Annotated in this window: 27 protein-coding genes; 19 read left to right on the plus strand and 8 right to left on the minus strand. The window is 69.4% G+C overall.

From position 1 onward, the window contains the following. Nucleotides 1–7: 7 nt before the first annotated feature. A complete protein-coding gene (locus tag B2W79_RS02295) occupies nucleotides 8–919 on the minus strand; it encodes a LysR family transcriptional regulator (protein ID WP_071329793.1) in 912 nt (303 codons plus the stop codon). 103 nt (nucleotides 920–1,022) lie between these two features. Between B2W79_RS02295 and B2W79_RS02300 the strand changes: the two genes are divergently transcribed. Together B2W79_RS02300 and B2W79_RS02305 are read left to right on the plus strand one after the other, a co-directional pair. Next, complete coding sequence (locus tag B2W79_RS02300; RefSeq protein ID WP_071329794.1) at nucleotides 1,023–2,408, plus strand: MFS transporter; 1,386 nt, start codon at nucleotides 1,023–1,025, stop codon at nucleotides 2,406–2,408. Further along, nucleotides 2,405–3,151 carry a 3-hydroxybutyrate dehydrogenase gene (locus B2W79_RS02305; protein WP_292786592.1) on the plus strand — a complete coding sequence of 249 codons (747 nt, stop codon included), beginning with the start codon at nucleotides 2,405–2,407 and terminating at the stop codon, nucleotides 3,149–3,151. The genes B2W79_RS02300 and B2W79_RS02305 overlap by 4 nt, the downstream gene beginning before the upstream one ends. Before the next feature lie 4 nt (nucleotides 3,152–3,155). Here B2W79_RS02305 and B2W79_RS02310 read toward each other — a convergent pair whose 3' ends face one another. Continuing rightward, complete coding sequence (locus tag B2W79_RS02310) at nucleotides 3,156–3,794, minus strand: TetR/AcrR family transcriptional regulator (protein WP_071329796.1); 639 nt, start codon at nucleotides 3,792–3,794, stop codon at nucleotides 3,156–3,158. Nucleotides 3,795–3,857: 63 nt separating this feature from the next. Here B2W79_RS02310 and B2W79_RS02315 point away from each other — a divergent pair, with 63 nt between their 5' ends. Both B2W79_RS02315 and B2W79_RS02320 read left to right on the plus strand, forming a co-directional pair. Further along, nucleotides 3,858–5,171 carry a glycosyltransferase gene (locus B2W79_RS02315; protein ID WP_071329797.1) on the plus strand — a complete coding sequence of 438 codons (1,314 nt, stop codon included), beginning with the start codon at nucleotides 3,858–3,860 and terminating at the stop codon, nucleotides 5,169–5,171. 720 nt (nucleotides 5,172–5,891) lie between these two features. Continuing rightward, nucleotides 5,892–7,394, plus strand: a complete 1,503-nt coding sequence (locus B2W79_RS02320; protein WP_143049324.1) for a hypothetical protein — start codon at nucleotides 5,892–5,894, stop codon at nucleotides 7,392–7,394. A 10-nt stretch (nucleotides 7,395–7,404) separates the two neighbouring features. Here the strand turns inward: B2W79_RS02320 and B2W79_RS02325 are convergent, their stop codons facing one another. The 3 genes from B2W79_RS02325 to B2W79_RS02335 all read right to left on the minus strand — a co-directional run bounded on the left by B2W79_RS02325 (nucleotide 7,405) and on the right by B2W79_RS02335 (nucleotide 10,250). Next, nucleotides 7,405–8,493 (minus strand): hypothetical protein, encoded by a 1,089-nt coding sequence (locus tag B2W79_RS02325; RefSeq protein ID WP_071329799.1) that lies wholly within the window; start codon nucleotides 8,491–8,493, stop codon nucleotides 7,405–7,407. Beyond that, nucleotides 8,490–9,395: a hypothetical protein gene (locus tag B2W79_RS02330; RefSeq protein ID WP_071329800.1), complete on the minus strand. Its 906-nt coding sequence runs from the start codon at nucleotides 9,393–9,395 to the stop codon at nucleotides 8,490–8,492. Before B2W79_RS02330 ends, B2W79_RS02325 begins: the two co-directional genes overlap by 4 nt. 78 nt (nucleotides 9,396–9,473) lie before the next feature. Further along, entirely contained in the window at nucleotides 9,474–10,250 is a 777-nt protein-coding gene (locus tag B2W79_RS02335) for a VOC family protein (RefSeq protein WP_071329801.1), read from the minus strand. A gap of 109 nt (nucleotides 10,251–10,359) precedes the next feature. On the opposite strand from B2W79_RS02335, the gene B2W79_RS02340 reads away from it, so the two are divergent. Then, nucleotides 10,360–10,719, plus strand: a complete 360-nt coding sequence (locus B2W79_RS02340; protein WP_256209484.1) for a hypothetical protein — start codon at nucleotides 10,360–10,362, stop codon at nucleotides 10,717–10,719. Nucleotide 10,720: 1 nt separating this feature from the next. On the opposite strand, the gene B2W79_RS02345 is transcribed toward B2W79_RS02340, so the two are convergent. After that, complete coding sequence (locus B2W79_RS02345; protein ID WP_234024180.1) at nucleotides 10,721–11,308, minus strand: Lrp/AsnC family transcriptional regulator; 588 nt, start codon at nucleotides 11,306–11,308, stop codon at nucleotides 10,721–10,723. A 151-nt stretch (nucleotides 11,309–11,459) separates the two neighbouring features. Between B2W79_RS02345 and B2W79_RS02350 the strand changes: the two genes are divergently transcribed. The 5 genes from B2W79_RS02350 to B2W79_RS02370 are packed head-to-tail and all read left to right on the plus strand — an operon-like array spanning nucleotide 11,460 to nucleotide 16,667. Continuing rightward, entirely contained in the window at nucleotides 11,460–13,043 is a 1,584-nt protein-coding gene (locus tag B2W79_RS02350; RefSeq protein WP_292786607.1) for an ABC transporter substrate-binding protein, read from the plus strand. A gap of 10 nt (nucleotides 13,044–13,053) precedes the next feature. Then, nucleotides 13,054–14,115: an ABC transporter permease gene (locus B2W79_RS02355; RefSeq protein ID WP_058631931.1), complete on the plus strand. Its 1,062-nt coding sequence runs from the start codon at nucleotides 13,054–13,056 to the stop codon at nucleotides 14,113–14,115. Then, nucleotides 14,112–15,023, plus strand: coding sequence for an ABC transporter permease (locus tag B2W79_RS02360; protein WP_025102819.1), 912 nt, complete (start codon nucleotides 14,112–14,114; stop codon nucleotides 15,021–15,023). The genes B2W79_RS02355 and B2W79_RS02360 overlap by 4 nt, the downstream gene beginning before the upstream one ends. Beyond that, nucleotides 15,020–15,835, plus strand: a complete 816-nt coding sequence (locus tag B2W79_RS02365) for an ABC transporter ATP-binding protein (protein WP_292786613.1) — start codon at nucleotides 15,020–15,022, stop codon at nucleotides 15,833–15,835. Before B2W79_RS02360 ends, B2W79_RS02365 begins: the two co-directional genes overlap by 4 nt. Continuing rightward, nucleotides 15,828–16,667, plus strand: coding sequence for an ABC transporter ATP-binding protein (locus B2W79_RS02370; protein ID WP_136051264.1), 840 nt, complete (start codon nucleotides 15,828–15,830; stop codon nucleotides 16,665–16,667). Before B2W79_RS02365 ends, B2W79_RS02370 begins: the two co-directional genes overlap by 8 nt. A gap of 59 nt (nucleotides 16,668–16,726) precedes the next feature. Here the strand turns inward: B2W79_RS02370 and B2W79_RS02375 are convergent, their stop codons facing one another. Continuing rightward, on the minus strand, nucleotides 16,727–17,431 hold the full coding sequence (locus tag B2W79_RS02375) for a hypothetical protein (protein ID WP_292786618.1): 705 nt from the start codon (nucleotides 17,429–17,431) through the stop codon (nucleotides 16,727–16,729). Nucleotides 17,432–17,656: 225 nt separating this feature from the next. Between B2W79_RS02375 and rpsF the strand changes: the two genes are divergently transcribed. The 9 genes from rpsF to B2W79_RS02420 all read left to right on the plus strand — a co-directional run bounded on the left by rpsF (nucleotide 17,657) and on the right by B2W79_RS02420 (nucleotide 25,726). Next, complete coding sequence (gene rpsF, locus B2W79_RS02380) at nucleotides 17,657–18,025, plus strand: 30S ribosomal protein S6 (protein WP_021201450.1); 369 nt, start codon at nucleotides 17,657–17,659, stop codon at nucleotides 18,023–18,025. Between the two features lie 5 nt (nucleotides 18,026–18,030). Then, nucleotides 18,031–18,534 (plus strand): single-stranded DNA-binding protein, encoded by a 504-nt coding sequence (locus B2W79_RS02385; protein WP_025102815.1) that lies wholly within the window; start codon nucleotides 18,031–18,033, stop codon nucleotides 18,532–18,534. A gap of 71 nt (nucleotides 18,535–18,605) precedes the next feature. Continuing rightward, nucleotides 18,606–18,860 carry a 30S ribosomal protein S18 gene (gene rpsR, locus B2W79_RS02390; RefSeq protein WP_017203799.1) on the plus strand — a complete coding sequence of 85 codons (255 nt, stop codon included), beginning with the start codon at nucleotides 18,606–18,608 and terminating at the stop codon, nucleotides 18,858–18,860. Nucleotides 18,861–18,871: 11 nt separating this feature from the next. Then, nucleotides 18,872–19,324, plus strand: coding sequence for a 50S ribosomal protein L9 (gene rplI, locus B2W79_RS02395; RefSeq protein WP_025102814.1), 453 nt, complete (start codon nucleotides 18,872–18,874; stop codon nucleotides 19,322–19,324). 137 nt (nucleotides 19,325–19,461) lie between these two features. After that, the gene (locus B2W79_RS02400) at nucleotides 19,462–21,597 is read left to right on the plus strand and encodes a CapA family protein (RefSeq protein ID WP_177173852.1); all 2,136 of its coding nucleotides are present in this window, start codon (nucleotides 19,462–19,464) and stop codon (nucleotides 21,595–21,597) included. 16 nt (nucleotides 21,598–21,613) lie between these two features. Continuing rightward, nucleotides 21,614–21,979, plus strand: a complete 366-nt coding sequence (locus tag B2W79_RS02405) for a cupin domain-containing protein (protein WP_071329808.1) — start codon at nucleotides 21,614–21,616, stop codon at nucleotides 21,977–21,979. A gap of 348 nt (nucleotides 21,980–22,327) precedes the next feature. Beyond that, the gene (locus tag B2W79_RS02410; RefSeq protein WP_292786628.1) at nucleotides 22,328–23,446 is read left to right on the plus strand and encodes a tyrosine-type recombinase/integrase; all 1,119 of its coding nucleotides are present in this window, start codon (nucleotides 22,328–22,330) and stop codon (nucleotides 23,444–23,446) included. After that, the gene (locus tag B2W79_RS02415; RefSeq protein ID WP_058631822.1) at nucleotides 23,436–23,771 is read left to right on the plus strand and encodes a helix-turn-helix domain-containing protein; all 336 of its coding nucleotides are present in this window, start codon (nucleotides 23,436–23,438) and stop codon (nucleotides 23,769–23,771) included. The genes B2W79_RS02410 and B2W79_RS02415 overlap by 11 nt, the downstream gene beginning before the upstream one ends. Nucleotides 23,772–23,776: 5 nt before the next feature. After that, nucleotides 23,777–25,726 (plus strand): hypothetical protein, encoded by a 1,950-nt coding sequence (locus tag B2W79_RS02420; protein ID WP_292786635.1) that lies wholly within the window; start codon nucleotides 23,777–23,779, stop codon nucleotides 25,724–25,726. On the opposite strand, the gene B2W79_RS02425 is transcribed toward B2W79_RS02420, so the two are convergent. Then, nucleotides 25,727–26,044, minus strand: coding sequence for a hypothetical protein (locus B2W79_RS02425; protein WP_058631820.1), 318 nt, complete (start codon nucleotides 26,042–26,044; stop codon nucleotides 25,727–25,729).

Consider the following 26,044-nt stretch of genomic DNA (forward strand, 5'->3'; position numbering starts at 1 on the left):
CCGGCGCTCAGCCCGCCCCGTCGAGCATCGCCTTCGCGGCACGTGTGCGGGTGCGCAGGGCCTCGGCGAGGGCCGCGACCGCGGGGAGCCGCAGCGACTCGGGCCGCGCGACCATGTAGTACGGCAGTTTCTCGGCGAAGACCTCGGGCAGCAGGCGCACCAGGTCCGGGTGCCGGTCGGCGGCGAAGCACGGGAGCAGGCCGATCCCGGCTCCCGCGCGGGTGGCCTCGACGTGCACGAAGACGTTGGTCGAGGTGAGGCCGTCCTGCATGCCGGGGACGAGGCGGCGCGGAAGGTCGAGCGCGTCCACCTGGAGCATCGAGTCGACGAAGTACACGAGTCTGTGCTGCTCCACCTCGGCGCGCGATGCCGGGGTGCCGGTGCGGACGAGGTAGTCCCGCGAGGCGTACATGCCGAGGGTGTACGTGCCGAGCTTCACGGCCTGCGCGCGGCGGGTCTGCGGCGCGCCCACGACCACCTCCAGGTCGAGCCCGGCGCGGTGCTCGGCGGCCCTCCGCGTGGCGGCGACGATCTCGACGGTCAGCCGCGGGTGCGCACGGCGCAGCTCTGCGATCGCGGGGGCGGCGATGTAGGCGCTGAAACCGTCGGTGGCGGACATGCGCACGACGCCGGCGATCGGATCGGGAGTCTCGCCGGGGGCGGAGTCGAGCTGGGAGAGCGCGGCCTCGATGCGTCCTCCGGTCTCGGCGGCGGTGCGCCCGAGGTCGGTGAGCTCCCACCCGGAGGCCGATTGCGCGACGACCCGTCCGCCGAGCGCGTCCTCCAGGGCGGCGATACGGCGCGCCACCGTCGTGTGGTCGAGACCGAGGTGGGCGGCGGCGCTCGTGTACCGGCCGGTACGGGCGACCGCGAGTAGTACGAGCAGATCGTCGGCACGTGGCCTCTTCGCCGCATCCATGCTGCAATTATGCACAGCAGCTGCGCGGCGCTGGGCATTGCTGCAAGTCGGTCCCCTGCCGACACTGGAACGGATGTGTCACCGTCGACACCGAAGGAGAGAAATGACCGCCCCCACCCGCGCCTCCGGTCACCCCGCCGCCGCCCCGTCCTCCTCGAAGCTCAAGCGCGTCGTCGCCGCCTCCATGGCCGGCACCGTCGTCGAGTGGTACGAGTTCTTCCTCTACGCGACCGCCGCCAGCCTCGTTTTCGGGACCTACTTCTTCCCGGCTACCGGATCGCCGCTCGACGGCATCATCGCCGCTTTCGTGACCTATGCGGTCGGCTTCATCGCGCGGCCGCTCGGCGGCATCGTCTTCGGTCAGATCGGCGACCGCTTCGGCCGCAAGCCCACGCTGCAGGCCACGATCATCATCGTCGGTGCCGCGACCTTCCTCATGGGGTGCCTCCCTGGCTTCCAGAGCATCGGCTACTGGGCGCCCGCGATGCTCGTCGCGCTGCGCTTCATCCAGGGCTTCGCTGTCGGCGGCGAGTGGGGTGGCGCGGTCCTCCTGGTCGCGGAGCAGAGTCCCGACCGGTCGCGCGCGTTCTGGTCGAGCTGGCCCCAGGCCGCGGTTCCCGTCGGCAACCTGCTCGCCACGCTCGTGCTCCTCGTGAGCTCGTGGGCGATGAGCTCGGCGGCGTTCCTCGAGTGGGGCTGGCGCATCGCGTTCTGGCTCTCCGCGGTGATCGTGCTCGTCGGCTACTACATCCGCCGCAACGTCGAGGAGGCCCCGATCTTCCTCGAGGCGAAGGCGCAGGTCGAGGCCGAGAAGGCCACCTCCTACGGCGTCGTCGAGGTGCTCCGCCGGTATCCGGTCGGGATCGTGCAGGCGATGGGACTCCGTTTCGCCGAGAACATCGTCTACTACATCGTCGTCAGCTTCACGATCGTCTACCTGAAGACCGTCCACGAGTACGACACCAGTCAGCTGCTGCTCGCTCTGCTCATCGCGCACGTCGTGCACTTCGCGGTCATCCCGCAGGCGGGGCGGCTCGCCGACCGCTGGGGCCGCAAGCCCGTGTACCTGACCGGCGCGATCCTCAGCGCGACCTGGGCCTTCTTCGCCTTCCCGATGTTCGACACCCTGAACCCCGTGCTCATCGTCCTCGCCGTCACCATCGGCCTCTGCTTCCACGCGTTCATGTACGCGCCGCAGCCGGCGGTCATGGCCGAGCTGTTCCCGACGCGGATGCGGTACTCCGGCGTCTCGCTGGGGTCGCAGGTCACGGCGATCCTCGCCGGGTCGCTGGCGCCGATCCTGGCGATCCAGTGGCTCCGGGACTTCGGCTCTTGGCTGCCGATCGCTCTCTACATCGTGTTCGCCTGCATCGTCACGGCGATCGCGGTACTCTCGCTGCGGGAGACGAAGGGCGTTTCTCTGCAGGCCATCGACGACGCGGATGCCGCCCGCACGAACGCCCGCACCGCGGCTGTGAGTGCCGCATGACGGATCTGCACGGACGTCGTGCTCTCGTCACGGGGGGAGCGAGTGGGATCGGTGCTGCCTGCGCGAGAGCCTTCGCGCAGGCGGGCGCCCGGGTGACGGTCGCCGACATCGACGGCGACGCGGGCGAAGCCCTCGCCGACGAGATCGGCGGGGAGGCGTGGCAGATCGACCTCACCGACCGCGATGCACTGGCCGCACTCCGCCTCGACACCGACATCCTCGTCAACAACGCAGGCGTGCAGCACGTCAGCCCGATCGACGACTTCGACCCCGCCCAGTTCTCGCTCCTTCTGCAGTTGATGCTCGAGGCGCCGTTCCTGCTGACTCGCGCCGCACTCCCGGCGATGTATGAGCGCGGCTTCGGACGGATCATCAACATGTCGAGCGTCCACGGTCTTCGCGCCTCGCCGTTCAAGGCGGCCTACGTGGCGGCCAAGCACGGCCTGGAAGGGCTGTCGAAGGTGACGGCCTTGGAGGGCGCCGCGTACGGCGTCACGAGCAACTGCATCAATCCCGGATACGTGCGCACGCCTCTCGTGGAGCGCCAGATCGCCGACCAGGCGCGGGTCCACGGCATCCCGGAGAACGAGGTCCTGGAGAAGGTGCTCCTCACCGAAGCCGCGATCAAACGCCTCGTGGAGCCGGAGGAGGTCGCCGGCCTTGCCGTCTGGCTCGCCGCCGACGCCGCCGGGATGGTGACCGGCGCGAGCTACACGATGGACGGCGGCTGGTCCGCGCGGTGAGTCGTCACGCCGACGGAGAGGCCGCGGCGAGCACAGCACTCCGCAGCCAGGAGCGGTAGCGGTCCGGCGACCAGCCGGACTGCCCGACGAGCTGCTGGTGGCTCTCCGGTGAGAGCAGGAACGACAGCACGTCGGCGAGGGCGTCGCCGTCGTGGTCCGAGTCGACGATGCCCCGGCGCTGCAGTTCCGCCGCGAACCCCCGGTAGTCCGCCGCCCGGTTCGCGAGGATGCGCTGAAGGGCGGCGTCGACGACCGGATCGGAGAGCGCCGCGCCCAGGAGGACCGTCCAGAGGGCATGCCCCCGCTCGTTCGCGGCGGCGATCTGCGTGATGACCGCGTCGAGGAAGACGTCGTCCGGCAGAGTCGTCAACCCGGAGCCGGCCTCGGTGTCGGCGAGGGTCTCGGCGGCCTCCGAGCCGGAGAAGGTGACCTCGAAGGCGGCGATGAGCAACTCCGCCTTCGCCGCCGTGGTCTTCACCGTCTCCGCGGAGACCCCGGCTTCCTTGGCGATCGCGGAGATCGTCGTCGCCTGGTATCCCTGCGCGGCGAACAGGCGGGCGGCCGCCGCGACGATGCGCGCGCGGGTCTCCTCCGCCTGTCGGGTCCGCAGGGCGGAGCGGTACGGGCGTGCACTCGACGTCATTGACTTTCCTTTGAGGGTTATGAATACTTCAACGGTACAACCAACCCTATCGAGAGAGCCGCCATGTCCCGTTACCTCCTCACCTGCACCCCCGCCCACGGGCATGTGCTCCCGCTGCTGCAGGTCGCCAGGCACCTGGTCGCAGGGGGGCACGACGTCCTCTTCCTCACGAGCACCCGCTACGAGGAGCAGGTGACCGCGGCGGGCGCGCGGTTCCGTCCGCTGCCGGCGGAGGCCGACGTCGATCTCGACGACGCGAACGGCGCGTTCCCCGAGCGTGAAGGACTCACCGGGGTGGCCGCCCTCCGCTTCGACATGAGCACTCTCTTCATCCGCCCGGGCCGGGCTCAGCTCGAGGCCGTGCGCGTCGAGCTGGCGCGGAACCGCGTCGACGCCGTCCTCACCGAGCCGCTGTTCGTCGGTGCGGCGCTGCTGCAGCGGCTGCCGAAGGCCGAACGGCCCCCGGTCGTGGTCCTCGGCATCTTCCCGCTCGGCGCCCGCAGTGTCGACACGGCCCCGTTCGGGCTCGGAGTCACGCCGATGCGCGGGCTGTTCGGGCGGGTGCGCAACGCCTTCCTCCGTGCCGTGGCGGAGCGCGTGATCTTCGGCGGCGTGCAGAAGGAGGCCGACGCCATGGCGCGCGAGGCGGTCGGCCGCGATCTCGGCGGTTTCGTGCTCGACTGGGCGGGCCGCGCCGATGCGTACGTGCAGTTCTCCGTGCCCGCGTTCGAGTACCCGCGCTCCGACCTCCCGTCGTCCGTGCACTTCGCCGGACCCCTGCCCGCGGCGGCGTCGGCCGTGCCGCTGCCCGCATGGTGGTCCGACCTGGACGGCCGGCGGCCCGTGATCCATGTCAGTCAGGGCACCATCGCCAACGCCGACTTCGGTCAGCTCGTGCTTCCCACGATCGCCGGGCTCGCGGCAACGGACGCCCTCGTGGTCGTCTCCACCGGTGGACGTCCTGTCGACGCGCTCCCGGCGGAGCTCCCGGCCAACGTCCGGGTCGCCGAGTACCTGCCCTACGACCGGCTGCTGCCGGAGGTCGACGTGTTCGTCACGAACGGCGGTTTCGGCGGGGTGCAGCAGGCCCTTGCCGAGGGCGTCCCGCTGGTGGTCGCGGGGCAGACGGAGGACAAGGTCGAGGTCTCCGCCCGAGTCGGGTGGACCGGGGTGGGCATCAACCTGCGGACGAATGCGCCGAAGCCCGGGCAGGTGGCCGAAGCCGTGCGCCGGGTGCTGGCCGACCCGACGTTCCGGGACCGCGCACGGCACGTCGGAGAAGCGATGCGCGCTGCGGACGCCTGGCGGACGCTCGACGCGGTCCTGGCCGCGGACACCGCGAGCGGGGCCGCGGCCGACAGCTCGATGCACCGCTGAGCGCCGCGCGGGATAGTGCATTCCCGTGCATGGACGCAACCGGGTGCAACGTCCGCCGGTATACCATCCGGGTATCGCCACGCAGCGTCAGTCCCCAGCTGACCACGGGCGGGACGGTTCAACCGTCAATGCGGAGGGAACGTCGAATTCCTTTCGATCCCGAGGGGGGATGGGGTGGGCGTCGGTTCCCCAGAACGGCACCCACCCCCACATCGGTCTCCGGCCCGGCCTTTCTCTCGCGAGCGAGGAGTGCAGAGCCGCGCGTCCAGAGCATCTCGAGGGTGCCGCGCGAGAAGAAGGCGAGCCACGTCCGAGCGAAGGCGATGAGCACGACGGCCAGGATGACGAACAGGATCGTCGTCACCAGGGTGTTGTCGAGGGTGCGGGACGCCGGAGTCGGGTCGCCGATGTTCTTGGCGTCTGGCAGGTAAGATGTTACCTGCGCATTCCCCTATACAGAGCCAGGTGGAGCGCGGGAAGGGAGAGATGGCCCGATACTGGCCTGAGGCCGACCGAAAGCGCCCCCGTCTCGGAAAGGCCGGGCTCCTTGTCATCCTCCTGACGGTGCTCGCCGGGTGCGCGGCCGCCGATGACACGCCGTCGCCGTCGCCCTCGCCGTCCAGCGAAGACCCTGCCGCAATCGCCGACGATGGCCCGAAGGCGCCTGGTGATCGCGAGATCGTACCGCCGGAGGTCCGCACTCGAAACGGCGTCACGCGCGTGCGTTTCGATCTCGGCAACGTCGCCATCGGGGATCCGCCGCAGCCGGAGGAGTTCATGAGCCCGCTCCGCGGCACTCTCACTCTGCCCGCCCGATCGTCGTCCACCCGCGCGCGTCTGATCGTGATCGGCCATCTGCGTGCGGCGACCTGTGCCGATTCGAGCTTCCGCTACCCGTGCGGAGGCGCCGATTCCATCCGCTATGACGCCGGGATGGACTACCTCGCCGAGAAGCTCGCCGCCCAGGGTTACGCGGTCCTCGCGCCCGATCTTGCCCCCGTCTTCGTCGGGCAGCTCGCGCGAGGGGGATCGTACGATCAGACCCGGGCCTGGCGTCGTGTCGTGCTGGACCAGGTGGAGTCGCTGAGTCGTGCGGTTGACCAAAGCGAGGCCAGGAAGCGGCTCGTCGGATCGGATTCGGAGGCTGACGCCCGGGTCCGAGCGGTGGATACCTCGTCGATCCTCTGGATCGCCCATTCACGGTCGGGGATGATGATTCGCGCCGCCGCCGAGGAAGCCGCGAAGGCGGGAATCACCACGCGCGGCGCGCTGTATCTCGCGACGGCGCACGACGTCGGCAACAACGAAGGGGAGTCGCTCGATGACCCGCCCCTGGACGTCCCCAGCCTCGGGATCGTGGGCGGACGAGATCGCGATGTCCCCAGCGATTCCGTCCAGTGGGCGGCCGCTCACTTCGGCGTCGATCGCCGCAGCCCGTTGGCCGTGGCGACGGTCGGCTCGTTCGGCCACACCCAGTTCAACGCGGCCCCGGAGCTCGCCGACGATCGGTTGGACTGCGGGAGCAAGCCGGCCAGCCCGTCCTGTCCCTCCGGAGAAGAGGCGCGCGCGCTGATGGTCACGACCGCGGTCGGGTGGGCGAAAGCCGTGGATGATGCCTCCTTCCCTTCGTTCATGACGGATGCGGCCACCGCCGTGCCGTCCGAATGGCTGGGATACCGAGCCGACTGGTTCGTGCATACCCTCGCACCACGACGGGTGCTCGTGGACGCCGCACAGGAACCGGCGGCCCGAGCGCTGAAGACCGAAGACGCGAGTGTTCAGCGATGTCGCATCGTCGATCTGATGGAGCCGGTGGCACCGGGAACAACTTCCTGCCCGGATGACAGTGATGTCGTGGCCCGCCCGGGTGGCCCCTATCTCCTCGCCGACTGGAAACCCGGAGGCACTCTCTCCGTATCCACGGGTCAGCCCTCGACAGCCGCCCGGACGGTTGTCCTGCATCTGATGCCGTTCCGGAAGAGTGATCCGGCGGGCGTGCAGCTCGACATCCGCGTCGCATCGAGCCGGGTGGCACTCGGCTCGGACACCCCGGGGCTTCGCATCCCGGGCGTCGGAGACGACGGCGCGAAGACGACCACCGTCCGCGTTCCCCTCCCCCCGGGCACCGCGGGTGCATCGGTAACGCTGGGATCGGACACAAGCGCGGGAGGGGTCTTGATCACCGGGATGGAGCTCGTGACCTCCCCGCCGGGAACGGGCTGAGGCTGCCCCGTCAGTTCCAGCGGCTGAGCATCCAGAAGACCGCGACTCCGATCACCACGAGGATCGGCACCCAGGCGCCCGTGCGCTTGAGGCGCCGACCCTGCGGCGCGACCCCCGGCGGTGGGGTGATCATCCCGACCGGCGGGGCGAACGGGAGAGCGTGCCCCCCGGGCGTCGCGGCGGCGGCGAGGCGGTCATCGCGCCACCGCGCCCACTGGTCGAGCTTGGTCAACAGCGCCCCCACCGTCCCGAACAGCCACGCCCAGGTCGCCGGGTCGAGCGTGGAGGCGCGGCGGGGCGTGTAGAGGAACAGCCAGTCGTCGACGATCTCCACGTCGAGCTGCGCGGCGTTGTCGATGAAGCGCGCCATGATGTCGGGCGAGAAGAGGTAGAGAGCGTCCTGCTCGTAGCCCTCCGGGCAGTACAGGGTGAAGTGCTGGTCGAAGTCACCCTCGAGGGAGAGACGCTGCGCCCGCCGGAACGAGGCCGGCAGGTTGGAGCCGAAGCCGTTGTTGCCCTTCGCGTCGAGCACGATGTTCGGCAGCGGCACATCCAGCTTCACCGCCACATAGCCCCACCGATACGTCGTCGAGTTCTTCCCGGACTGCACCGTGTACTGGTAGTTGCCGAACTCCACGAACCGCGGACTCGTGCCGCGGACCAGGTCGGTGGCCATGCGCGAGCGGCCGAGGTGGAAGATCATGCCGGGGAGCGGCGGATCGTCCACGCGCGGCTCGTACGTCATGCCGTTGGCCTGGGCAAACCGGTGCAGGCGGTACCGGGCGGTGCGCGCGTTGCGGACGCCCATCCAGATGAGCACGCCCACCCCCGCGGCCACCAGCAGGAGGAGCACGAGGGGGATCGCCGCCGACGCGGGAGAGCCGCTGCTCGCCGCCAGTGCCACCACCACGGAGGCGAGGATCGGGAGCAGCACGAGGCCGGCGATCGCCACCGCTACGATGCCGATGATCGACGACACCGTCATGCCTGTCGTCCGGCGGGACCGGAGCTCCGCCGCGAAGGCACGCACGGCCGCCGGGTCGACCGGATCGGTGAGCGGGCGTGCATCGAACGACGCCGATGCCTGCGGAGACGTCACCGGTTGACCTCGTCGGCGTCCCACGTGAGGTCGGCGCCCTCGCGCAGGGCCTTCGCCTCCAGCCGCTCGTCCGTGCAGATCGCGCGGATGAGGTCGGGCGAGCCCGCGACGATCGTGGAGTCGTAGTCGATCTCCGAAACCATCACCCAGGCGTGATCGGCGGGCCAGAGGAGGTTCGGACTCTGAGCGGCGGGCGGGAAGCCGTGCTCCTCGCCGATCCGGTCGCGCCACGGCACGCCGAGCACCCAGTCCGGATCCGCGAAGGCCTGGGCGCCTCCGGAGAACAGCACGTAGTCGCGCCCGGGGAGCTGCAGCCGGGGCCCTTCGGAGATCTCGCGCGAGAGGATGCCGTCCTGCCAGGTGGGCTTCCGGAAGACGTTGTTGAAGGGGTCGTGCGTGCTGCGGTCGAGCATCGCCTGATGGTGCGGGTCTTCGGTGAACGTGAGGAAGACACGGGACGGCCCGTCTCCGAAGAAGCCGACCAGACCGCCGAACCCCTCCCAGAGCGCGACGACCCCTTCGTGCGGCGTCGCGGTGTGGGCGGCGAGGTGTCCGGCCAGGACCGCCACGAGGTCGCTGTCGAGCGCGCCCTCCAGCGGCGCCGTGAACTCACGGCCGTCCGGAGCGATGCGGGTCCGCCAATCGGCGTCGACGGGAGTGCGCACGATCCGGTGCCACTGCGCCTCCGCGTGCATCGTCGTGCCGAAGGCGGCGGCGGTGTCCGCCCAGCTGACGCGTACCTCGGAATCCGCCGCCGTGGGACTCTCCCGCACCGTGGCGGGATGGAACACCCGGGCGTACGCGGGGAAGCCGCGGGGAACGACCGCGTGCATGCTGCCCAGACCGTCGTCGAGGGTCTGGCGCAACCATGCGCCGACGCCGGGGTCTGCGATCCATTCCATTGCACACACGCTACCGGGGGCATGCCCGGCCGGCTGCAAGGCACCGGCGCGGCACGCGCCGCACCGGTGCCGCGTCGCTCAGCGGGTGGCGAGGGCGATCAGGCCGAAGACCTCGCCCTGCGGCCCCTGTACGACGGTAGCGCGTCCGAAGGGGGTGTCCGACACGGGCACCCGCAGCTTCCCGCCCAGCTCCTCGGCACGTGCAGCGCTGGCGTCGACGTCCCCGGTGGCGAACCAGGTGAGCCAGTGGTCGGGCGCGCCGGCCGGCAGCTCGGCGTCGCGGAGGATGCCGCCGACCTCGGCACCGTCGCCCGCGCGGGTGAAGGTCGCGTAGACGAACCCCTCGCCGCCGACGTCGCGGTACTCGTAGCCGAAAACGGACGCATAGAAGGCGCGCGCCGCGACGTCGTCCCTCGCGTGGAGCTCGTTCCACACCAAGGTGCCCGGCTCGTTCACGCGGCCCGCGCCGATGTGGTCGCCCGCCTGCCACAGCCCGAGCGCGGCGCCACCCGGATCGGCGACGATCGCCATGCGTCCCGAGCTCATCACATCGAACGGCTCCGCGATCACCTGACCGCCGGCCGCGGAGACGGCACGGGCGGAGGCATCCACGTCGTCCGTGGCGAGGTACGTGGTCCACACGGAGGGCGTACCCGGGTCCTGCTTCGGGCCGATCCCGGCCACGGCGGCCCCGTCGAGGGTGGCGAGCAGGTAGCCGCCGGACTCCTCTCCGCCGGAGGAGTACTCCCATCCGAAGAGGGCGGCGTAGAAGGCCGTCGCGGCCGTCACGTCGTCCGCGCCCAGGTCGACCCAGGTGGGCGTCCCGGCCGGCCAGGGATCGGTGCGAATGGTCATGGGATCTCCTTCTCTCAGGCGCCGTCCGGATCGGGCGCACCGGAGAGACGCACGATCAGCCATCTCATTACGCGCGGTCGTCGGATCGGTGATCCCCCATAATCGAGGGGTGACTGCCACCGCCACCCTCCCCTCCCTCGACGGCCGACGCTTCCGCATGGTCTCGTCCACGACCTCCGCCGTCGACCCCGACGCCCCCAGCGTCTTCGAGTACTTCGAACGCGACGGCGCGATCTGGGGCGGCTACGAGGGCGACACGGTCACCTTCGGGAAGTTCGTCGGCACGCGCACCGGCGACACGATCTGGGTCTCGTTCGTCCATGTGCTCAAGGCCGACGGCGCTGTGGTCACCGGCGATGGCGAGAGCGAGCTGGAGCTGACCGCGGACGGCCGCATCCGCCTGGTGGAGCACTACGAGATGCACGGCCTCCCGCAGCTCAGCGTCGTCGAGGAGATCCCGGCCGCCTGACTCAGCGCGGCGGGAGCGCATCCCGGCCGGGGGAGGCCGGCGTCCACCGGGTCATCCCCAGCGGCACCTCGGTCTGCCGCTCGGGCAGGTCTCCGGGAAGCAGGTAGGGCCGCCGGATCACTTCGTCGAGCACGACGACGCTGACCACCGTCCGCACCTCGGGAAGCTGCGCGATGACCCCCGTCGAGAACTCGTGCACACCGCTCACGTCGACGGCGCGGATGAGCAGCATCGCATCGTGCTCGCCGGTCGTGATCGCGCACCACTCGACATCCGGCATCTCGATGATCCGCTCCCGGAACGAGGCCCAGGCCTGCGGCATCACCGTCACGAAGACGAGGGCCCCGATCGACAGCCCCGCCTTGGCCTGATCCACGCGGGCGCTGAATCCGGTGATGACGCCGTCGTGCACGAGCGACTCGACCCGCGTGTACGCACTGGCCCGGGAGATGCCGACCTTCTCGGCCAGCGCGGCGATCGAGACGCGACCGTTATCGCGCAGCACATCGAGGATTCTGTACGCCGTCTCATCCAAGGGGGCGGCACTTCGTCCAGATTGCTTCGACGGATCCGCGTCCTTGCTGGACATATTGCTCCTCACATCCGAGCTTCACGACAATGCGTGCCTGTGTGACGCGCACTTGCTGGACACATCGTCGCATATGATGCGAATCTGATCCCCGGTCGTCCACATCGGTGGCGGCCGCACCCGAATGTACTCCTCGCCCTTGGAGGCCCTGATGTCGTCACGCCGTATCACGCCGGTCATCGCGCTCGGAGCCGTCGCGCTCCTGGCGCTCGCAGGTTGCTCGGGAGGGAACTCCGCGAACAACTCCGAGTCGTCCCAGGGATCCGACTCCCTCGTCATCGACACCGCGTTCTCGATCGAGACGACCGACCCGGGTCACACGTACGACCCGACCGGCAACATGATCGCGAAGGCGCTGTACGAGACCCTCGTCGACTTCGAGGGATCCGACGTCTCCACTCCGGTCCCCGGCCTCGCGTCGTGGGAGCAGAACGACGAGGCGACCGAGTTCACCTTCACGCTCGAAGGCGACCGCGTGTTCTCCGACGGCTCGCCCATCGAGGCGAAGGACGTCGTGTTCTCGCTGCAGCGGATCCAGGGGATGGCGGACGCCAAGCCCAACTTCCTGCTCGGCGGCCTGACGATCGAGGAGGTCGACGACAAGACCATCCGCTTCACCTCGGAGACCCCGCTGCTGCAGCTCCCCGCGATCCTCGCGAACCCGGCGCTCGGCATCGTCAACGCCGACGTCGTCACGGAGAACGGCGGGAGCACCGACGGCTCGGACAGCGCCCAGGGCTTCCTCGACGGCGAGTCCGCCGGCTCCGGCCCGTTCGTGCTGGACACCCTCGACCTCAGCTCGCAGGTCGTGCTCACGCGCAACGACGAGTACAACGGCGACGAGGAGTCGGCCTACAGCCGCGTCGTCGTGCGCAACGTCTCGGAGAGCGCGACCCAGCTCGCCAACCTCAAGGGCGGCGACTCGATGGTCGCGATGGACCTCAACGGCGACCAGGTCGCCGGTCTCGGCGATGACATCAGCGTCGACTCGGTCCCGTCCGGCCAGACCATCTTCCTGCTGCTCAACCAGGGCGAGGCCGGCGGTGACCTCGCGAACGTGAAGATCGCGGAGGCCATCCGCTACGCGCTCGACTACGACGCGCTGCTCGAGCTCGCCGGTGCCGGCGCCGTCCAGGCGACCGGCGTCATCCCGCCCGGGTTCGAGGGCGCCCTCGACAGCGGCGTGAAACAGGACCTCGACAAGGCGAAGGCCGCGCTGGAGGAGGCCGGGTACACCGGTCAGACCCTCAAACTCCAGTTCCCGAACGACTACCCGGTCGGCGGCGTGGAGTTCACCCCGCTCGCGGAGCGCATCCAGGCGCAGCTCGAGGACGCTGGCATCGCCGTCGACCTGGCTCCGGCACCGTTCGCGACCGAGCTCGACGCGTACGTCAACGGCACCGAGGGCTTCGGCCTGTGGTTCTGGGGTCCGGACTACGCCGACTCCGCGAACTTCCTGCCCTTCGCCCCGGGTCTGAAGGTCGGTCTCCGCGCCGGCTGGGCGGCCGAGGCCAACCCGGAGATCGCGGGCATCGCCGCCGGTGCGGCCGCCGCGACCGACGCCGAGCAGCGCACCGAGGCCTTCACCGAGTTCGCCGAGGCCATGCAGGCCGAGGGCCCGTTCGTGCCGCTGATCGTCCCCGGTCGCAACATCTCCTCCGCCTCCAGCGTGTCCGGCGCCGTCTACAACTCCGTGTGGGAGATGGACATCGCCGAGATCCAGCCGGCCGGCTGAGCGGATCACCATGACGACAGTGGCCGTGCAGAGGCAGGCGCAGCGGCGCCGCTCGCCTCTCGTCGGATACCTGCTGCGGCGGGCCGGGACCTCTCTGCTCCTGTTGGTGGGCGTGACCATCGTCACGTTCGCGCTCACCAACCTGGTGCCGGGAGACCCGGTCTCGGCCGCGCTCGGTGAGGGCGCGTCGCAGAACCCCGCGACGCGCGAGGCGTTCATCAAGGCGAACGGACTCGACCAGCCACTGTTCGTGCAGTACTTCATCTACATGGGGAACCTGCTCCGCGGGGACCTCGGCACGTCGCTGGTGACCGGACGCCCGGTCACCAGCGACCTCGCCACCGCCGTGCCCGCGACGATCGAGATCGCGATCGGCGCGATCATCGTCAGCCTCGCGGTCAGCATCGTGCTCGGCACCCTGGCGGCCTACCGCCGCGGACTCGTCACCGACCAGGTCATCCGCGTCGTGACGCTCGTCGGGCTCAGCGTCCCGACCTTCTGGCTCGCGCTGGTCAGCTTCTACGTGTTCTTCCTGGAGCTGCGGATCGCCCCGGGTTCCGGACGCATCTCGCCGTCGATCACCCCGCCACCCCGCGTGACCGGGCTCTACACGGTCGACTACCTCCTCAACGGCGACGCGGTCGGCTTCTTCGACGCCCTCGCACACCTCGCACTGCCGGTCATGGTGCTCTCGCTGGTGACCATCGGACTGCTCACCCGCTTCATCCGCACCTCGGTGCTCGAGGTCCTCGGCAGCGACTACGTGCGCGCGGCACGTGCCAAGGGCCTACCGGCCATGCGCGTCATCCTCGACTACGTGCTGCGTGGAGCATCGCTCCCGATCCTCACGGTGGTGGGTGTCGCGTTCGGGGCCCTGCTCTCCGGAACCGTGCTCGTCGAGTCGGTGTTCGCCTGGCCGGGGCTGGGCACCTACGCCTACAACTCCGCCGCGAACCTCGACCTGCCCGGCATCATGGGCGTGGGTCTCGTGGTCGGTGTCATCTACCTCCTCATCAACTTCATCGTGGACCTGCTCTACGGCGTGCTCGACCCGAGAGTGAGGATCGCATGAGCCGCATCGCCGCAGCGACCCCCGCCGGACGCTTCCGCTTCCGCTGGCCGCGCGCCTGGCGCACCCCGCTCGGCATCATCGGCACCGTCATCGCCGGTGCCTGGATCATCGTCGCCTTCACCGCGCAGTGGTGGGTGCCCTATCCGCCGAACGCGCAGGTGCTGCCCCGTCTGCAGCCGCCGGGCATCGACACGATCCTCGGTACCGACGGCAACGGCCGCGACATCTTCTCCCGGTTGATGACCGGCGCGACGGTGAGTCTGCCGCTCGCGCTCATGCTCGTGATCGCCGCCCTCATCATCGGCACCCTCGTCGGCGCGGTCGCCGGGTACTTCGGGCGCGCCGTCGACGAGACGCTCATGCGCATCACCGACCTCTTCATGGCGTTCCCGACCGTGATCCTCGCCATGGTGGTCGCGGCCTCGCTCGGCCCCTCGCTGTTCAACGCCGTCATCGCCGCGATCGTGGTCTCGTGGCCGCAGTACGCCCGTGTCACCCGCAGCATCGTGCTCGGTCTCCGCGGGCAGAACTATGTGATCGCGGGCCGCCTGCTCGGGCACTCGCCGCTGCGCACGCTCTTCGTCGACATCCTGCCGAACATCGCCGGCCCGGTCCTCGTGCTCGCGACGCTCGACATCGGCGCGGCGATCCTGCTCCTCTCGGGGCTCTCCTTCCTCGGTCTCGGCGCGCAGCCGCCGACGGCGGAGTGGGGGTCGATGATCTCCGGGGCGATGCAGAACTTCGACGCCTGGTGGCTCGGAGTCTTCCCCGGCCTCGCGATCCTCACCGTGGTGCTCGCGTTCAACTTCCTCGGCGACGCGATGCGCGACGTGCTCGACCCGACCGCCGAGATCACACACGAGAAGCAGGCGGAGCACACCGCCTCCGCGACGGGGGTGCCCGCATGACCGCGCAGAGCACGGCGACGCTGAGCATCCGCGACCTCACGATCGACATCGGCCGTCCGCTCGTGAAGGGCGTGTCCCTGGAGCTCGAACCCGGGCGCATCCACGGTCTCGCGGGGGAGTCGGGCTCCGGCAAGACTCTCACCTCCCTGGCGGTGCTCGGCCTCCTGCCGCGACAGGCGAAGACCGGCGGCTCGATCCTGCTCGCGGGGGAGGAGCTCGTCGGTCGCAACCGGCGCGGGCTCAACCGCGTCCGCGGGAAGCGCATCGCGATGGTCTTCCAGGACCCGTCGGCCTCGCTGCACCCGCAGCTGCCGGTCGGCCGTCAGCTCACCGACCACATGCGCGTGCACCTCGGACTCAAGGGCGCCGCTGCGCGCGAGCGGGCGGTGGAGCTGCTCCAGACCGTGCAGGTGCCGAACCCGGCCGAGGCCCTGAAGCGGTATCCCCACCAGTTCTCCGGCGGACAGCGGCAGCGCATCGCGATCGCGTGCGCCCTCGCGTGCGACCCGGAGGTGCTGCTCGCGGACGAGCCGACGACCGCCCTCGACGTGACGGTGCAGGCCGGGATCCTGAAGCTCCTGCGCGACCTCGCGACCGAGAGGAACCTCGCCGTGCTGCTCGTGACCCACGACCTGGGCGTGATGAGCGCGATCGCGGATACGGTCGCCGTCATGAAGGACGGCCGCATCGTCGAGCTCGCCGATCGGGAGACGCTCTTCGGCGCCCCGCAGCACGAGTACACCCGCATGCTGCTCGCGGCCCTGCCGGGGTCGCGCATCGACGAGAGCCCCGAGGAGGCCGCGGATGAGTGAGGTCAGCGTCCTCGACGCCCGCGACGTGGTGGTGCGGTACCCGGGCACCCCGCCCGTGATCGCGGTGAACGGCGTCTCGCTGAGCGTGGCGGCAGGGGAGACGGTCGCCCTCGTGGGCGAGTCCGGCAGCGGCAAGTCGAGCCTGGCCCGCGCCGTCGTCGGCATCGAGAAGACCGCCGCCGGGACGGTGTCGTTCCGCGGCGCCCCCGTCGCACCGCTGGGGATCCGTCGTCGTGACACGGCGCTCACCGGCATCCAGATGGTCTTCCAGGACCCGGCGACCTCGCTGAACCCGCGCCGGCGGATCGGCGACCAGATCTCCGACGGCATCGCGACCGCCCGCGCGCGCGGTGCCGCCGGTTCCACCGTGGAGGAGTGGCTGGAGCGGGTCGGACTGCCCGCCGAGGTGCGCACCCGCTTCCCGCATCAGTTCTCCGGCGGGCAGAAGCAGCGCATCGCGATCGCTCGGGCGCTTGCGGCGCGTCCCTCGCTGCTCGTCGCCGACGAGCCCATCTCCGCTCTCGACGCGTCCACCCAGACGAGTGTCGCGGGACTCATGCGCGATCTCGTGGCCGAGTCCGGCGCGGGGATGCTCTTCATCTCCCACGATCTCGCCGTCGTGCGCCGCATCGCCGACCGCACGTTCGTGATGTTCGGCGGGAGGGTGCTCGAATCGGGACCGACCGACGAGCTCTGGGCGGCGCCGCGGCACCCCTACACGCAGGCGCTGCTCGCCGCGATCCCGGAGCCCGACGGCACGGGCCGGATCCCCGATGCCCCCTCCGCCGACGACCGCGCGGTCTGGGCCGAGGTGCCTCCCGTCGCCTACTGACGCCGGATACGGCGAAGGGCCGGAGCGTGCGCTCCGGCCCTTCCGTGTGTCTCGTCCGATCACAGCGGCGCGACGATGTCCTGCTTCACGTCCCACTCGGTGATCTCGAGGGCGACGTCGACCGACTGTCCCTGGACGGTCGCGGAGCTGGTCGAGGCGAGGTTGACGTAGTCCTCGGTGACCTCGAACACGACCTCGACCGGCGTGCCCGCCTGCTCGACGGTGCCGCTGACGAGGTAGACCTTCTGGCCGAGGCGCTCGCCGGTGCCGGTCACGGTGAAGTCGCCCGTGATGGCCTTCGCCGTCTCGGCGGGGTCCATCGCGGTGACGTCCTTCGCGGTGGTGCTGAGGCCGGCGATGATGGGGTCGCTCGACGACGGGTCGGCGGCCTGCCAGTCGCTGGACGGCGACTTCACCCAGACGTCGTCGCCGATCGCGACGATCGAGCCCATCGGCGAGAGCGACTCCAGCGCCTTCTCGGACGGGTTGAAGCGCGTGGTGGACTCCATGCCCATCACGACGGTCTTGGCGGCGTAGCCGGCGGTGTCGGTCATGGCCTCGGCGATGCAGGCGCCGAGGGCCGAGCCGTCGACGGTGGCGCCGTCGGCCAGTTCGGGGCAGTCGGAGGACGGCGCTTCGGCCTCCTGCGATGCAGCCCCGCTCGGCTTCGACTCGGCCGGCTTGTCCGACGCTCCCGCCGAGCATCCGGTGAGCATGACGGCGGCGGCGAGAACGACGCCGACCCCCCACTTGTTGACGCGCATGGCGCCCCCCTCCAGGTCCGTGCCGATGACCGTCACCAGGCACGCCCTCCAGCATGCCAAGGACGGAGCGGATGTGCGGGAGGCGGTTCCGAGGAAACTCCGCTAGACTGTCGAGGTTGTCTGCCTTGCGGCGTCCATTCGGGATTTCACGGGCGGGCACGTGCACACACCCTCCTGCTCCCGGGAAATCCCCGAGAGCCGTTCTAGTCCGAAGGAGGTGGGTAAGTGACGCACCAGTACGAACTCATGGTCATTCTGACCCCCGAGATCGACGAGCGCCAGGTCGCCCCGACGCTCGACAAGTTCCTGAAGGTCATCACCAACGATGGCGGCTCTATCGAGAACGTCGACATCTGGGGCAAGCGCCGTCTCGCCTACGAGATCCAGAAGAAGACCGAGGGCATCTACGCCGTCGTCAACTTCACCGCGACCAGCGCCGCCACGCAGGAGCTCGACCGTCAGCTCAAGCTGAACGAGCAGATCATGCGCACCAAGGTGCTCCGCGCCGAAGAGGCTCAGGCGATGATCGCTTCCGAGGCCAAGCGCTCCGAAGAGAAGGCTGCCCGCAAGGCCGCCAAGGCTGCGAAGGCCTAAGTCTCATGGCCGGCGAAACCGTCATCACCGTGGTGGGCAACCTCACCGCCGACCCCGAGCTGCGCTACACGCAGAACGGGCTGCCGGTGGCGAACTTCACCATCGCATCGACGCCTCGCAACTTCGACCGTGCCGCGAACGAGTGGAAGGACGGCGAAGCGCTGTTCCTCCGCGCCTCGGTGTGGCGTGAGTTCGCCGAGCACGTGGCGGGCTCGCTCACCAAGGGCATGCGCGTGATCGCGCAGGGTCGTCTGCGCCAGCGTTCCTACCAGGACCGCGAGGGCAACCAGCGCACCGCGATCGAGCTGGAGGTCGACGAGATCGGCCCCTCGCTGCGGTACGCGACCGCGCAGGTCACCCGTGCGGCCTCGGGCGGTGGCGGCGGGGGACAGTCCCGTCCCGCGCAGCAGCAGCAGGTGTCGGAGGAGCCGTGGTCCACGCCCGGCTCGTCGACCAGCGCCGACGCCTGGAGCACTCCGGGCAGCTTCGGCGACGACACCCCCTTCTGAAAACACTTCTTCACGGGTGGGTCCCTGAGCTTGTCGAAGGACCGCACCCCGCTCATCACTAAGGAAAAGCAATGGCTGGAAAGTCGAGCGGTGACCGCCGCAAGCCGCGGAAGGGCGCGAAGAACGCCGCCCCCGCGAAGTCCATCCGGGTCGGCGTCATCGATTACAAGGATGTCGCCACCCTCCGCAAGTTCGTCTCGGAGCGCGGCAAGATCCGCGCCCGTCGCATCACCGGTGTGTCGGTGCAGGAGCAGCGTCTGATCGCCACCGCGATCAAGAACGCGCGCGAGATGGCGCTCCTGCCCTACGCTGGCGCCGGCCGGTAAGGGGTACTGAGATGGCAAAGCTGATTCTCACGAACGAGGTCGCCGGGCTGGGTAGCGCCGGTGACGTGGTCGAGGTCAAGAACGGGTACGCCCGCAACTACCTCATCCCCCAGGGCTTCGCTACGGCGTGGACCCGTGGTGGCGAAAAGCAGGTCGCGTCGATCCAGGCTGCGCGTCAGGCACGCGCGATCCACGACCGCGACGAGGCTGTGGCCCTGAAGAACACCCTCGAGGGCACCAAGGTGCGTCTCGCGGTGAAGGCCGGCAAGGAAGGCCGTCTGTTCGGCTCGGTGAAGACCGCCGACGTCGCAGAGGCCGTCACGGCTGCGGGCCTCGGCTCGATCGACAAGCGCAAGGTGCACATCCCCTCGCCCATCAAGGCGACCGGTGAGCACGAGGCGACCGTGCGTCTGCACGAGGACGTCACTGCCGTCATCACGCTGCAGGTCGTCGCCGCCAAGTAAGGCACCCGACGGGCGACGCCTGTCGAACGAAACGCCCCCTGTCCTCCGGGACAGGGGGCGTTCTGCGTCGGGACGAGGACGAGCAATGGGCATTTCTCATACGCTGCGGCAACATGCCGTGCTGTTGGCTCGACCGCATGGCGACCCCCTTCTCCTCCCCGACGTCCAGAGCGCCCTGGGGCGATGCTGCGAAGGGGCTGCTGATCGTCCTCGTGGTGTTCTGGCACGTCGTGCTGAAGACCTACCTGCAGGTCGACTGGCGGCTCGGCATCCCCCTCCCCGGAGCCTGGGGTCTCGCGGCCGATCTCATCTGGCCGTTCCTCATGCCGTTGTTCCTGTTCCTGTCCGGGTACTTCGCCTCGGCAGCTTTGGCCCGACCGTGGGCCGTCGTGTTCCGTCCCCGCGTCGTCCGCTTCCTCTACCTGTATCTGCTGTGGAGCCTCATCCACGCCGCCGCGATGTGGGCGTTTCCGGACTTCCCGACGTTCGTGCCCCGGAGCGTCTCCGCGTTCGTGGAGGGGGTGACGATCAGCCCGCCGAACACCTGGTACCTCTACGCGCTCGCGCTGTACTTCGTCGTCGCGAAGGGCCTGCAGCGACTGCCGCGCGGCGTCCTGCTGGCGGGCGCCGGCGTGCTCTCGGTGGCGGTGGCCGCCGGACTGGTCGACGTGGTGAGCAACCGCGGATCGCTCCTCTACAACCTGTTCTTCTTCCTCGGAGGTGCGTACTTCGCGCCGCGCATCCGCCGCTTCACCGCTCGGCCGCGACCCGCACTCGCCGGGGCCCTGATCCTCGGCTACCTCGCTGCCTACGCCGTCATGCGCGTGACGGGCACGGAGACGGTTCCCGGGGTGTGGCCGGCCGTGTCCGTCCTCGGGGTGGCCATGGGACTCGCCGTCGCGCCCCTCCTCGCCGGCCTCCCTCCGGTCGGGCGGGGACTGCAGGCGCTCGGCGTCCGGACCCTGCCCATCTACCTCCTGCACATGCCGCTGCTGGCCCTTGCCGACGCCGCGCTCGTGGGAGTGCTGTCCGACGCGGGACAGGCCGTGCAGCTGCTCGCGGCCGTCCTGCTCCCGGTGGTGCTCACGGCGACTCTCGTCGCCGCGTGCATCGGCCTCGATCGCCTCACCGCTCGCGACGGACTCACCTGGCTGTGGGATCTCCCTCGTCGGCGGGCCGCGGTCGTCGGTGCGCCGCGCAGAGTCCCCTGGCGGACACCGGTCGCGGTGCTGAGCCTGGTGGGGGTCGGCCTCGCCGTCAGCGCCGCGGCGGCGATCCCCGCCCGCCCCGCCGCGATCGCCGACCGCCCAGGCACCCGCGCGGGAGAAGTCAGCATCGGCGCCGTGGGCGACATCCTGCTGTACGACGCGGCGCGCGGGATCCCGGCGGACCGCGGGCGATCGACCTTCGACGAGGTGCGCCCCTGGTTCACCGAGGACATCGTCACCGGCAACCTGGAGCAGGTGATCGCGGCGGACACCGGCATCGACAAGTGCGGCGGAAGCGATCACTGCCTCGCGTTCCGCAGCGAGCCGGATGCCGCTGCGGCGCTACGCGGCTTCGACGTGATCAATCAGGCGAACAACCACAGTCACGACTTCGGCCGGGAGGGCGTCGACGAGACGAGGGCCGTCTTGCGCGCGGAGGGCATCGACGCCGTTGGTGACCGGAACGAGGTCGTCGTGACGAGGGTAGGGGAGACCACCGTGGCCCTGGTCGGTTTCGCGCCCTATGGGGGATTCAACCGGGTCACCGACCTCCGTCACGTCGGTCAGGTGGTGCGCGCGGCGGCGGAGCAGGCCGATCTCGTCGTCGTCCACGCGCACATGGGTGCCGAGGGACCGGAGGCCGACGCGGTTACCGGGGGGACCGAGCACAGCTTCGGAGAGAACCGGGGTGATCCGCAGGCGTTCGCGCACGCGGCCGTCGACGCCGGCGCCGATCTGGTGGTCGGGCACGGCCCGCACGTCCTCCGGGGCGCGGAGTTCTACCGCGGCCGCCTCATCGCGTACAGTCTGGGCAACTTCGCGGGAGGGGGCGTCTTCGGGGCCGAGGAGGAGACGCGCTTCGGCGCCTACCTGTCGGTCCGTCTCCGTGCCGACGGAACGTTTCTCGGCGGACAGGTCCGCTCGATCCGCTTGGGGGCCGACGGCGGCGCCCCGGAGCCCGATCCGACCGGTCGGGCCGGCGCCCTGATGGACGAGCGCGGCCGGCGGGACTTCCCGGGCAGTGCTGTCGTCGTCGACGCCGACGGGTCGATCGTCCTGCCGTGAGGATAGGCTGCTGGCCATGACGGACGACGTTCGCAACGTGCACGAGGCCCTGTCCACCATCCACGAGCACTGGCAGCCGCACCGGCTGACGAGCGTCAACGACTACGACGTCAAGGTCGTGAAGCTGCAGGGCGAGTTCGTCTGGCACACGCATCCCGAGACCGACGAACTGTTCTTCGTGGTGAGCGGACGCCTGACGATCCAGCTCCGCGACCGCGACGTCGTCCTGAACCCGAACGACGTGTTCGTGGTGCCCCGGGGCGTCGAGCACTGCCCGAAAGCCGAGGAAGAGGTGCACGCGATCCTCTTCGAGCCGAAGGGTACGGTCAACACCGGAGACGCAGGCGGCGACATGACGGCGGAGCTCCAGGAGCTCGGCTAAGCCCCCGCATCGCGTCTGCGGAGAGCGCGTCAGGGCCAGCCGTGGCGTCACGGGGGAACGTGAGAAGACCACATACAATCGCTGTGCGATCAGTGATCCGGGGGGATTCATGCACACGCGTATTCACGTCGATTTTCAGGCCGTCGAGGCTGCGGCTTTGTCGCTGCGGCATCTCGCGTCGGTGCGGGAACCCTCGCATGTTGCAGTGAATGCAACTGTCCGTGCTTGCAATCGATACCTATTCGGCTCCTTCGGTGTCGAAGTGTTCCGACCATAACAGCGTGATCTCGCGGATGCGGAGATCTGGGTTGACACAGTGATGCACTGTCCCATACTTTGTTGCATCTAATGCAAGATTTTGAGGCTTCTCCAGCGGCGCTTCGGCTGATCACGTCAGCATCGAACGTCGCACTGGCGAACCCGGAAGCGCAGGTTTTCAGTGCGATGATCGATGGTTGGCGGAACCAGCAGCTGTCGCGCGGGCTCCGTGAGCAGACGATCCGGAACCGGACGGCGACGGTGACACGGTTCCGTGATTTCGTGGACAAACCGCCTTGGAGGTGGACTGTCGCGGATGTGGATGAGTTCACTGCTCAGTCTGGCGGTCGCACTCGGACGTTGTCGACGATGCGCGCCAACCATGGGTCTATCCGTGGGTTCTGTGACTACCTCACGAACCCGTTGTACGACTGGATGGAGATCTGCGATCGCGAGTTTGGGGAGGTCCCTTCGCAGGTGTGCCTGCCGTGGAACACCGTGGCGCACCGGTTCGAGTTCGAAGGCCATGGGAAGCGTCGCCCGTTCACGTACGACGAGGTCGAGCGCCTGTTCGATACGGCCGACGCCCGCGTCGAGCTGCTCGTGAGTTCCGGGCGAAAGGGTGCGCTCGGCGCGTTGCGGGATGCCCAGTTGCTGAAGACGGTCTACGCGTTCGGTCTGCGCCGCACTGAGGCGGTGATGCTCGATACCGTCGATTTGCACCACAACGCGAAGATGCGCCAGTGGGGCCGCTACGGCGCGGTCCACGTGCGATGGGCGAAGGCGGCGGGCGGTGGCGCGCCACGACGTCGCACGGTGCTGCTGGTGCCGGAATTCGACTGGTGGGTCCCCGGCATGCAGCAATGGCTCGAGCAGGCCCGGGCCCGTTTCGCGCCCGGAGACGACCTCGACGCGCTCTGGGTGACCGAGCGCCGCACGCGTCTGTCTGCTGGGTATCTCGATCGGAGGTTCGCAGAGTTGCGTGATGAAGCCGGCCTGTCGAAGGACCTGACGTTGCACAGCCTCCGGCACTCCTATGTCACACACCTTCTGGAGTTCGGGTACGCCGATCGATTCGTCCAAGAGCAGGTCGGGCATATGCATGCCTCGACGACCTCGATCTACGCCTCCGTCAGCTCGGACTACAAGAACCGTGTGCTCGCCGAAGCGCTGAAGGCCCTCATCGAAGGAGAAGCTGATGACCGTTGAGCTCGACACCGGCTGGAATCTGCGCAGCGTGATGGCGTCGCGCGGGATCTTCCAGACCTCCAAACTGAAACCCCTACTCGAAGAGCGCGGCATCGACCTGTCCCGGGAGCAGGTGTATCGGCTGGTGACTCAGCCGCCCCAGCGGGTGCGTCTCGACGTGTTGGCGGCGTTGTGCGATGCGCTGGAGTGCTCGCTCGACGATCTCGTGACGATCACTCGCCGGGAGGCCTCGACCCCGGTGGCGGTGGGTGAGGAGGCGACACGGGGGGCGATCGGTGATCTCCGTCCTGTTCGCGCGGCGATCCGTCGGCCGCGTACGAAGTAGCCGCGGTGGCCAAGCCTCCGCAGCTGCCGCGAGTCGCTGAAGTCGTCGCTCTCGTCCGCCCTCTCGTTCCCGAGGTCTCTCCCGAGCGACTCACTGAGATCGTGCATACGGTCGCGCCAGTACCCCTCACGCAGCGGCTTCTTGAGCTCGCGCTGATCAAGCAGCCCGGAGTCCTGGAGGGGCAGCATGCGAACGTGCCAGCGACCGTTCAGAATCTGGCCCATGCGCTGGTCAAAGAAGGGGCGAGCCGGGTGGTGTTGCCGACGTGTGAGTCCTGCGGACGCGCGGTGAGAATGCCCCACAAGACGCCGGGCGGTGGTCGGCACTGCTCCCGATGCGAGCGGAAGGCCCGGTCCGTCTCCTGCGCGTCCTGTGGCCGGGTCCGGCCCGTGCAGCGCACCATCGACGGACAGCGTTTCTGCCGTGACTGTTGGCGAGCCGACCCTCGATCGTTCGGCGACTGCTCGCGGTGCGGTCAGCACGCGACCATCGTCGTCCGTCGCCCGGAACTCGTCTGCCTGGCCTGCTACACCGCACCGATCAAGACCTGTGGTCTTTGCGGAGAACCTGGCCGCGTCGCCTCGCACCTCGACGGACGACGAGTATGCGCGCGCTGCTACTACGCGATGCGCAGACCCCAACCTTGTCCCGAGTGCGCGCGCAGAGTGTTCCTCACCGGGTTCATGAATGGCCAGAAGGTCTGCGCCGACTGCGCGGGCACTCCGATCACGATGGCCTGCCCTGGATGCGGCTCGATCGAGGAAATCCGCAAACATCACCTCTGCGTCGAGTGCCGCCGGCCCGTCGCGATCCAACAGCTGCTCGCCGACGATGCGGGAGAGATCCGTGAGGATCTCCACCCGCTTGCTGACTATCTGCTCACGCACCATGGCAAAGCGGCGTCGCTCGAACGCTGGCTGCACAAGAGCAAGTGCGCGATGGTGCTCCGCGAGCTCGCGGACGGGACCCTGCCGCTCACCGCCGAGGCGATCATCACCCGAGCCCGGTCGGGACAGTCGGTCGCGTTCCTCCTCTCACTGCTGGTCCGTTCCGGCGTGCTGCCGGAGCTCGACGTCGAGGGCACGCGCTTCGACCACTGGCTCAACGACTGGCTCGGTGGCATCGACCATCCCGAGGACCGGCTGATCCTGCGCCGCTACTGCACCTGGGAGCTCCTCCGATCCACTCGGACACTGCGCAGCGCGTCCAGCCCTGCTTCCGGCTTCCAGAGGCAGAGGGCTGCACTGAAGTACTGCGCCGCGTTCCTCGGGGAGATCCGGGCGCAGCAGGAGACGCTGGCGACGTTCCCGCAGCGCCTACTCGACGCGTATCTGACCGATTCGCCTAGCCAACGCGACGCGCTGGCACCGTTCACTCGCTGGCTGCGAAAACACCGGCTGAGCACCCTTCGGGTCGAGTTTCGAGCCCATCGCCTCGAGGGGCGAGACTACGCCTCTGATCACCGATGGCAGATGGCCCGCAGGTTCCTGTCCGATGCCGACATGGACCCGAAGACCCGGGCCGCGGGTCTCCTCGTGCTGCTCTACGGGATCCAGCTGACCCGCATCGTCACGATCACCCGGGCACAGGTCGACACGAGCTCGCGGCCCGTGACGCTCACCGTCGGGGCCGAGCCGATCGAGGTCCCCGCGATCCTCGGCGACGCCATCGTCGAGCTCGTCGATGCCACAAAGGGCCATCCTGAAGGGTGGTTGTTCCCCGGCCGGAACCCGGGCCGTCACCTCACCCCGGGGCCGCTCAGCCGTCGCCTTCGCGCCGAAGGCCTGCTTGCCGGGAGCGCCCGCACGACAGCGCTCATCGAGCTCACCCGGCAACTGCATCCCCGGATCGTCTCGGATCTCCTCGGCATCACGACGGCATCCGCTGCCCCATGGTCGCGTCTCGCCGGTGGCGAGTGGTCCGATTACCCGGCTCTCCGCTCCACCCACCCCTGATCAAGCATCACCCGTCAGAGCCGGGCCGGAAATCGCTTCGCGCAGTTGCTCGACGGTCGGAGAGCCTCCCAGCCCGGCAGGGGTACGGAACACCCGGCAGGCGAGCCCGACCGGCGTGTGCTCGTCGGCGAAGGGATCGACGCCGTCGACGAGGACGGTCGGTGACCCGTGGAATCCGAGGCGCTCGGCGTCCTCGGCGGTCTCGACCAACTGTCGTGTGACGCGGATATCTGATCGACCGTCGAGCAGCTCAGCAAGCCGGCGGTCGAGTACTTCCCAGTTCGGGCAGCCGTCGAAGTACTGCAGGGTGATCTCCAT

It is taken from the genome of Microbacterium sp. UBA7513, from assembly GCF_002478345.1.
Lineage (GTDB): Bacteria > Actinomycetota > Actinomycetes > Actinomycetales > Microbacteriaceae > Microbacterium.

What these genes read in the sequence shown, in the direction of transcription:
- B2W79_RS02415 (WP_058631822.1), top strand. Translation starts at nt 23,436, where the DNA reads ATGACCGTTGAGCTCGACACCGGCTGGAATCTGCGCAGCGTGATGGCG.
- rplI (WP_025102814.1), top strand. Translation starts at nt 18,872, where the DNA reads ATGGCAAAGCTGATTCTCACGAACGAGGTCGCCGGGCTGGGTAGCGCC.
- B2W79_RS02365 (WP_292786613.1), top strand. Translation starts at nt 15,020, where the DNA reads ATGACCGCGCAGAGCACGGCGACGCTGAGCATCCGCGACCTCACGATC.
- B2W79_RS02300 (WP_071329794.1), top strand. Translation starts at nt 1,023, where the DNA reads ATGACCGCCCCCACCCGCGCCTCCGGTCACCCCGCCGCCGCCCCGTCC.
- B2W79_RS02295 (WP_071329793.1), bottom strand. Translation starts at nt 919, where the DNA reads ATGGATGCGGCGAAGAGGCCACGTGCCGACGATCTGCTCGTACTACTC.
- B2W79_RS02310 (WP_071329796.1), bottom strand. Translation starts at nt 3,794, where the DNA reads ATGACGTCGAGTGCACGCCCGTACCGCTCCGCCCTGCGGACCCGACAG.
- B2W79_RS02370 (WP_136051264.1), top strand. Translation starts at nt 15,828, where the DNA reads ATGAGTGAGGTCAGCGTCCTCGACGCCCGCGACGTGGTGGTGCGGTAC.
- B2W79_RS02360 (WP_025102819.1), top strand. Translation starts at nt 14,112, where the DNA reads ATGAGCCGCATCGCCGCAGCGACCCCCGCCGGACGCTTCCGCTTCCGC.
- B2W79_RS02330 (WP_071329800.1), bottom strand. Translation starts at nt 9,395, where the DNA reads ATGGAATGGATCGCAGACCCCGGCGTCGGCGCATGGTTGCGCCAGACC.
- B2W79_RS02375 (WP_292786618.1), bottom strand. Translation starts at nt 17,431, where the DNA reads ATGCGCGTCAACAAGTGGGGGGTCGGCGTCGTTCTCGCCGCCGCCGTC.
- B2W79_RS02425 (WP_058631820.1), bottom strand. Translation starts at nt 26,044, where the DNA reads ATGGAGATCACCCTGCAGTACTTCGACGGCTGCCCGAACTGGGAAGTA.
- B2W79_RS02305 (WP_292786592.1), top strand. Translation starts at nt 2,405, where the DNA reads ATGACGGATCTGCACGGACGTCGTGCTCTCGTCACGGGGGGAGCGAGT.
- B2W79_RS02335 (WP_071329801.1), bottom strand. Translation starts at nt 10,250, where the DNA reads ATGACCATTCGCACCGATCCCTGGCCGGCCGGGACGCCCACCTGGGTC.
- rpsR (WP_017203799.1), top strand. Translation starts at nt 18,606, where the DNA reads ATGGCTGGAAAGTCGAGCGGTGACCGCCGCAAGCCGCGGAAGGGCGCG.
- B2W79_RS02350 (WP_292786607.1), top strand. Translation starts at nt 11,460, where the DNA reads ATGTCGTCACGCCGTATCACGCCGGTCATCGCGCTCGGAGCCGTCGCG.
- B2W79_RS02385 (WP_025102815.1), top strand. Translation starts at nt 18,031, where the DNA reads ATGGCCGGCGAAACCGTCATCACCGTGGTGGGCAACCTCACCGCCGAC.
- B2W79_RS02400 (WP_177173852.1), top strand. Translation starts at nt 19,462, where the DNA reads ATGGCGACCCCCTTCTCCTCCCCGACGTCCAGAGCGCCCTGGGGCGAT.
- B2W79_RS02355 (WP_058631931.1), top strand. Translation starts at nt 13,054, where the DNA reads ATGACGACAGTGGCCGTGCAGAGGCAGGCGCAGCGGCGCCGCTCGCCT.
- B2W79_RS02410 (WP_292786628.1), top strand. Translation starts at nt 22,328, where the DNA reads ATGCAAGATTTTGAGGCTTCTCCAGCGGCGCTTCGGCTGATCACGTCA.
- B2W79_RS02315 (WP_071329797.1), top strand. Translation starts at nt 3,858, where the DNA reads ATGTCCCGTTACCTCCTCACCTGCACCCCCGCCCACGGGCATGTGCTC.
- B2W79_RS02405 (WP_071329808.1), top strand. Translation starts at nt 21,614, where the DNA reads ATGACGGACGACGTTCGCAACGTGCACGAGGCCCTGTCCACCATCCAC.
- B2W79_RS02345 (WP_234024180.1), bottom strand. Translation starts at nt 11,308, where the DNA reads ATGTCCAGCAAGGACGCGGATCCGTCGAAGCAATCTGGACGAAGTGCC.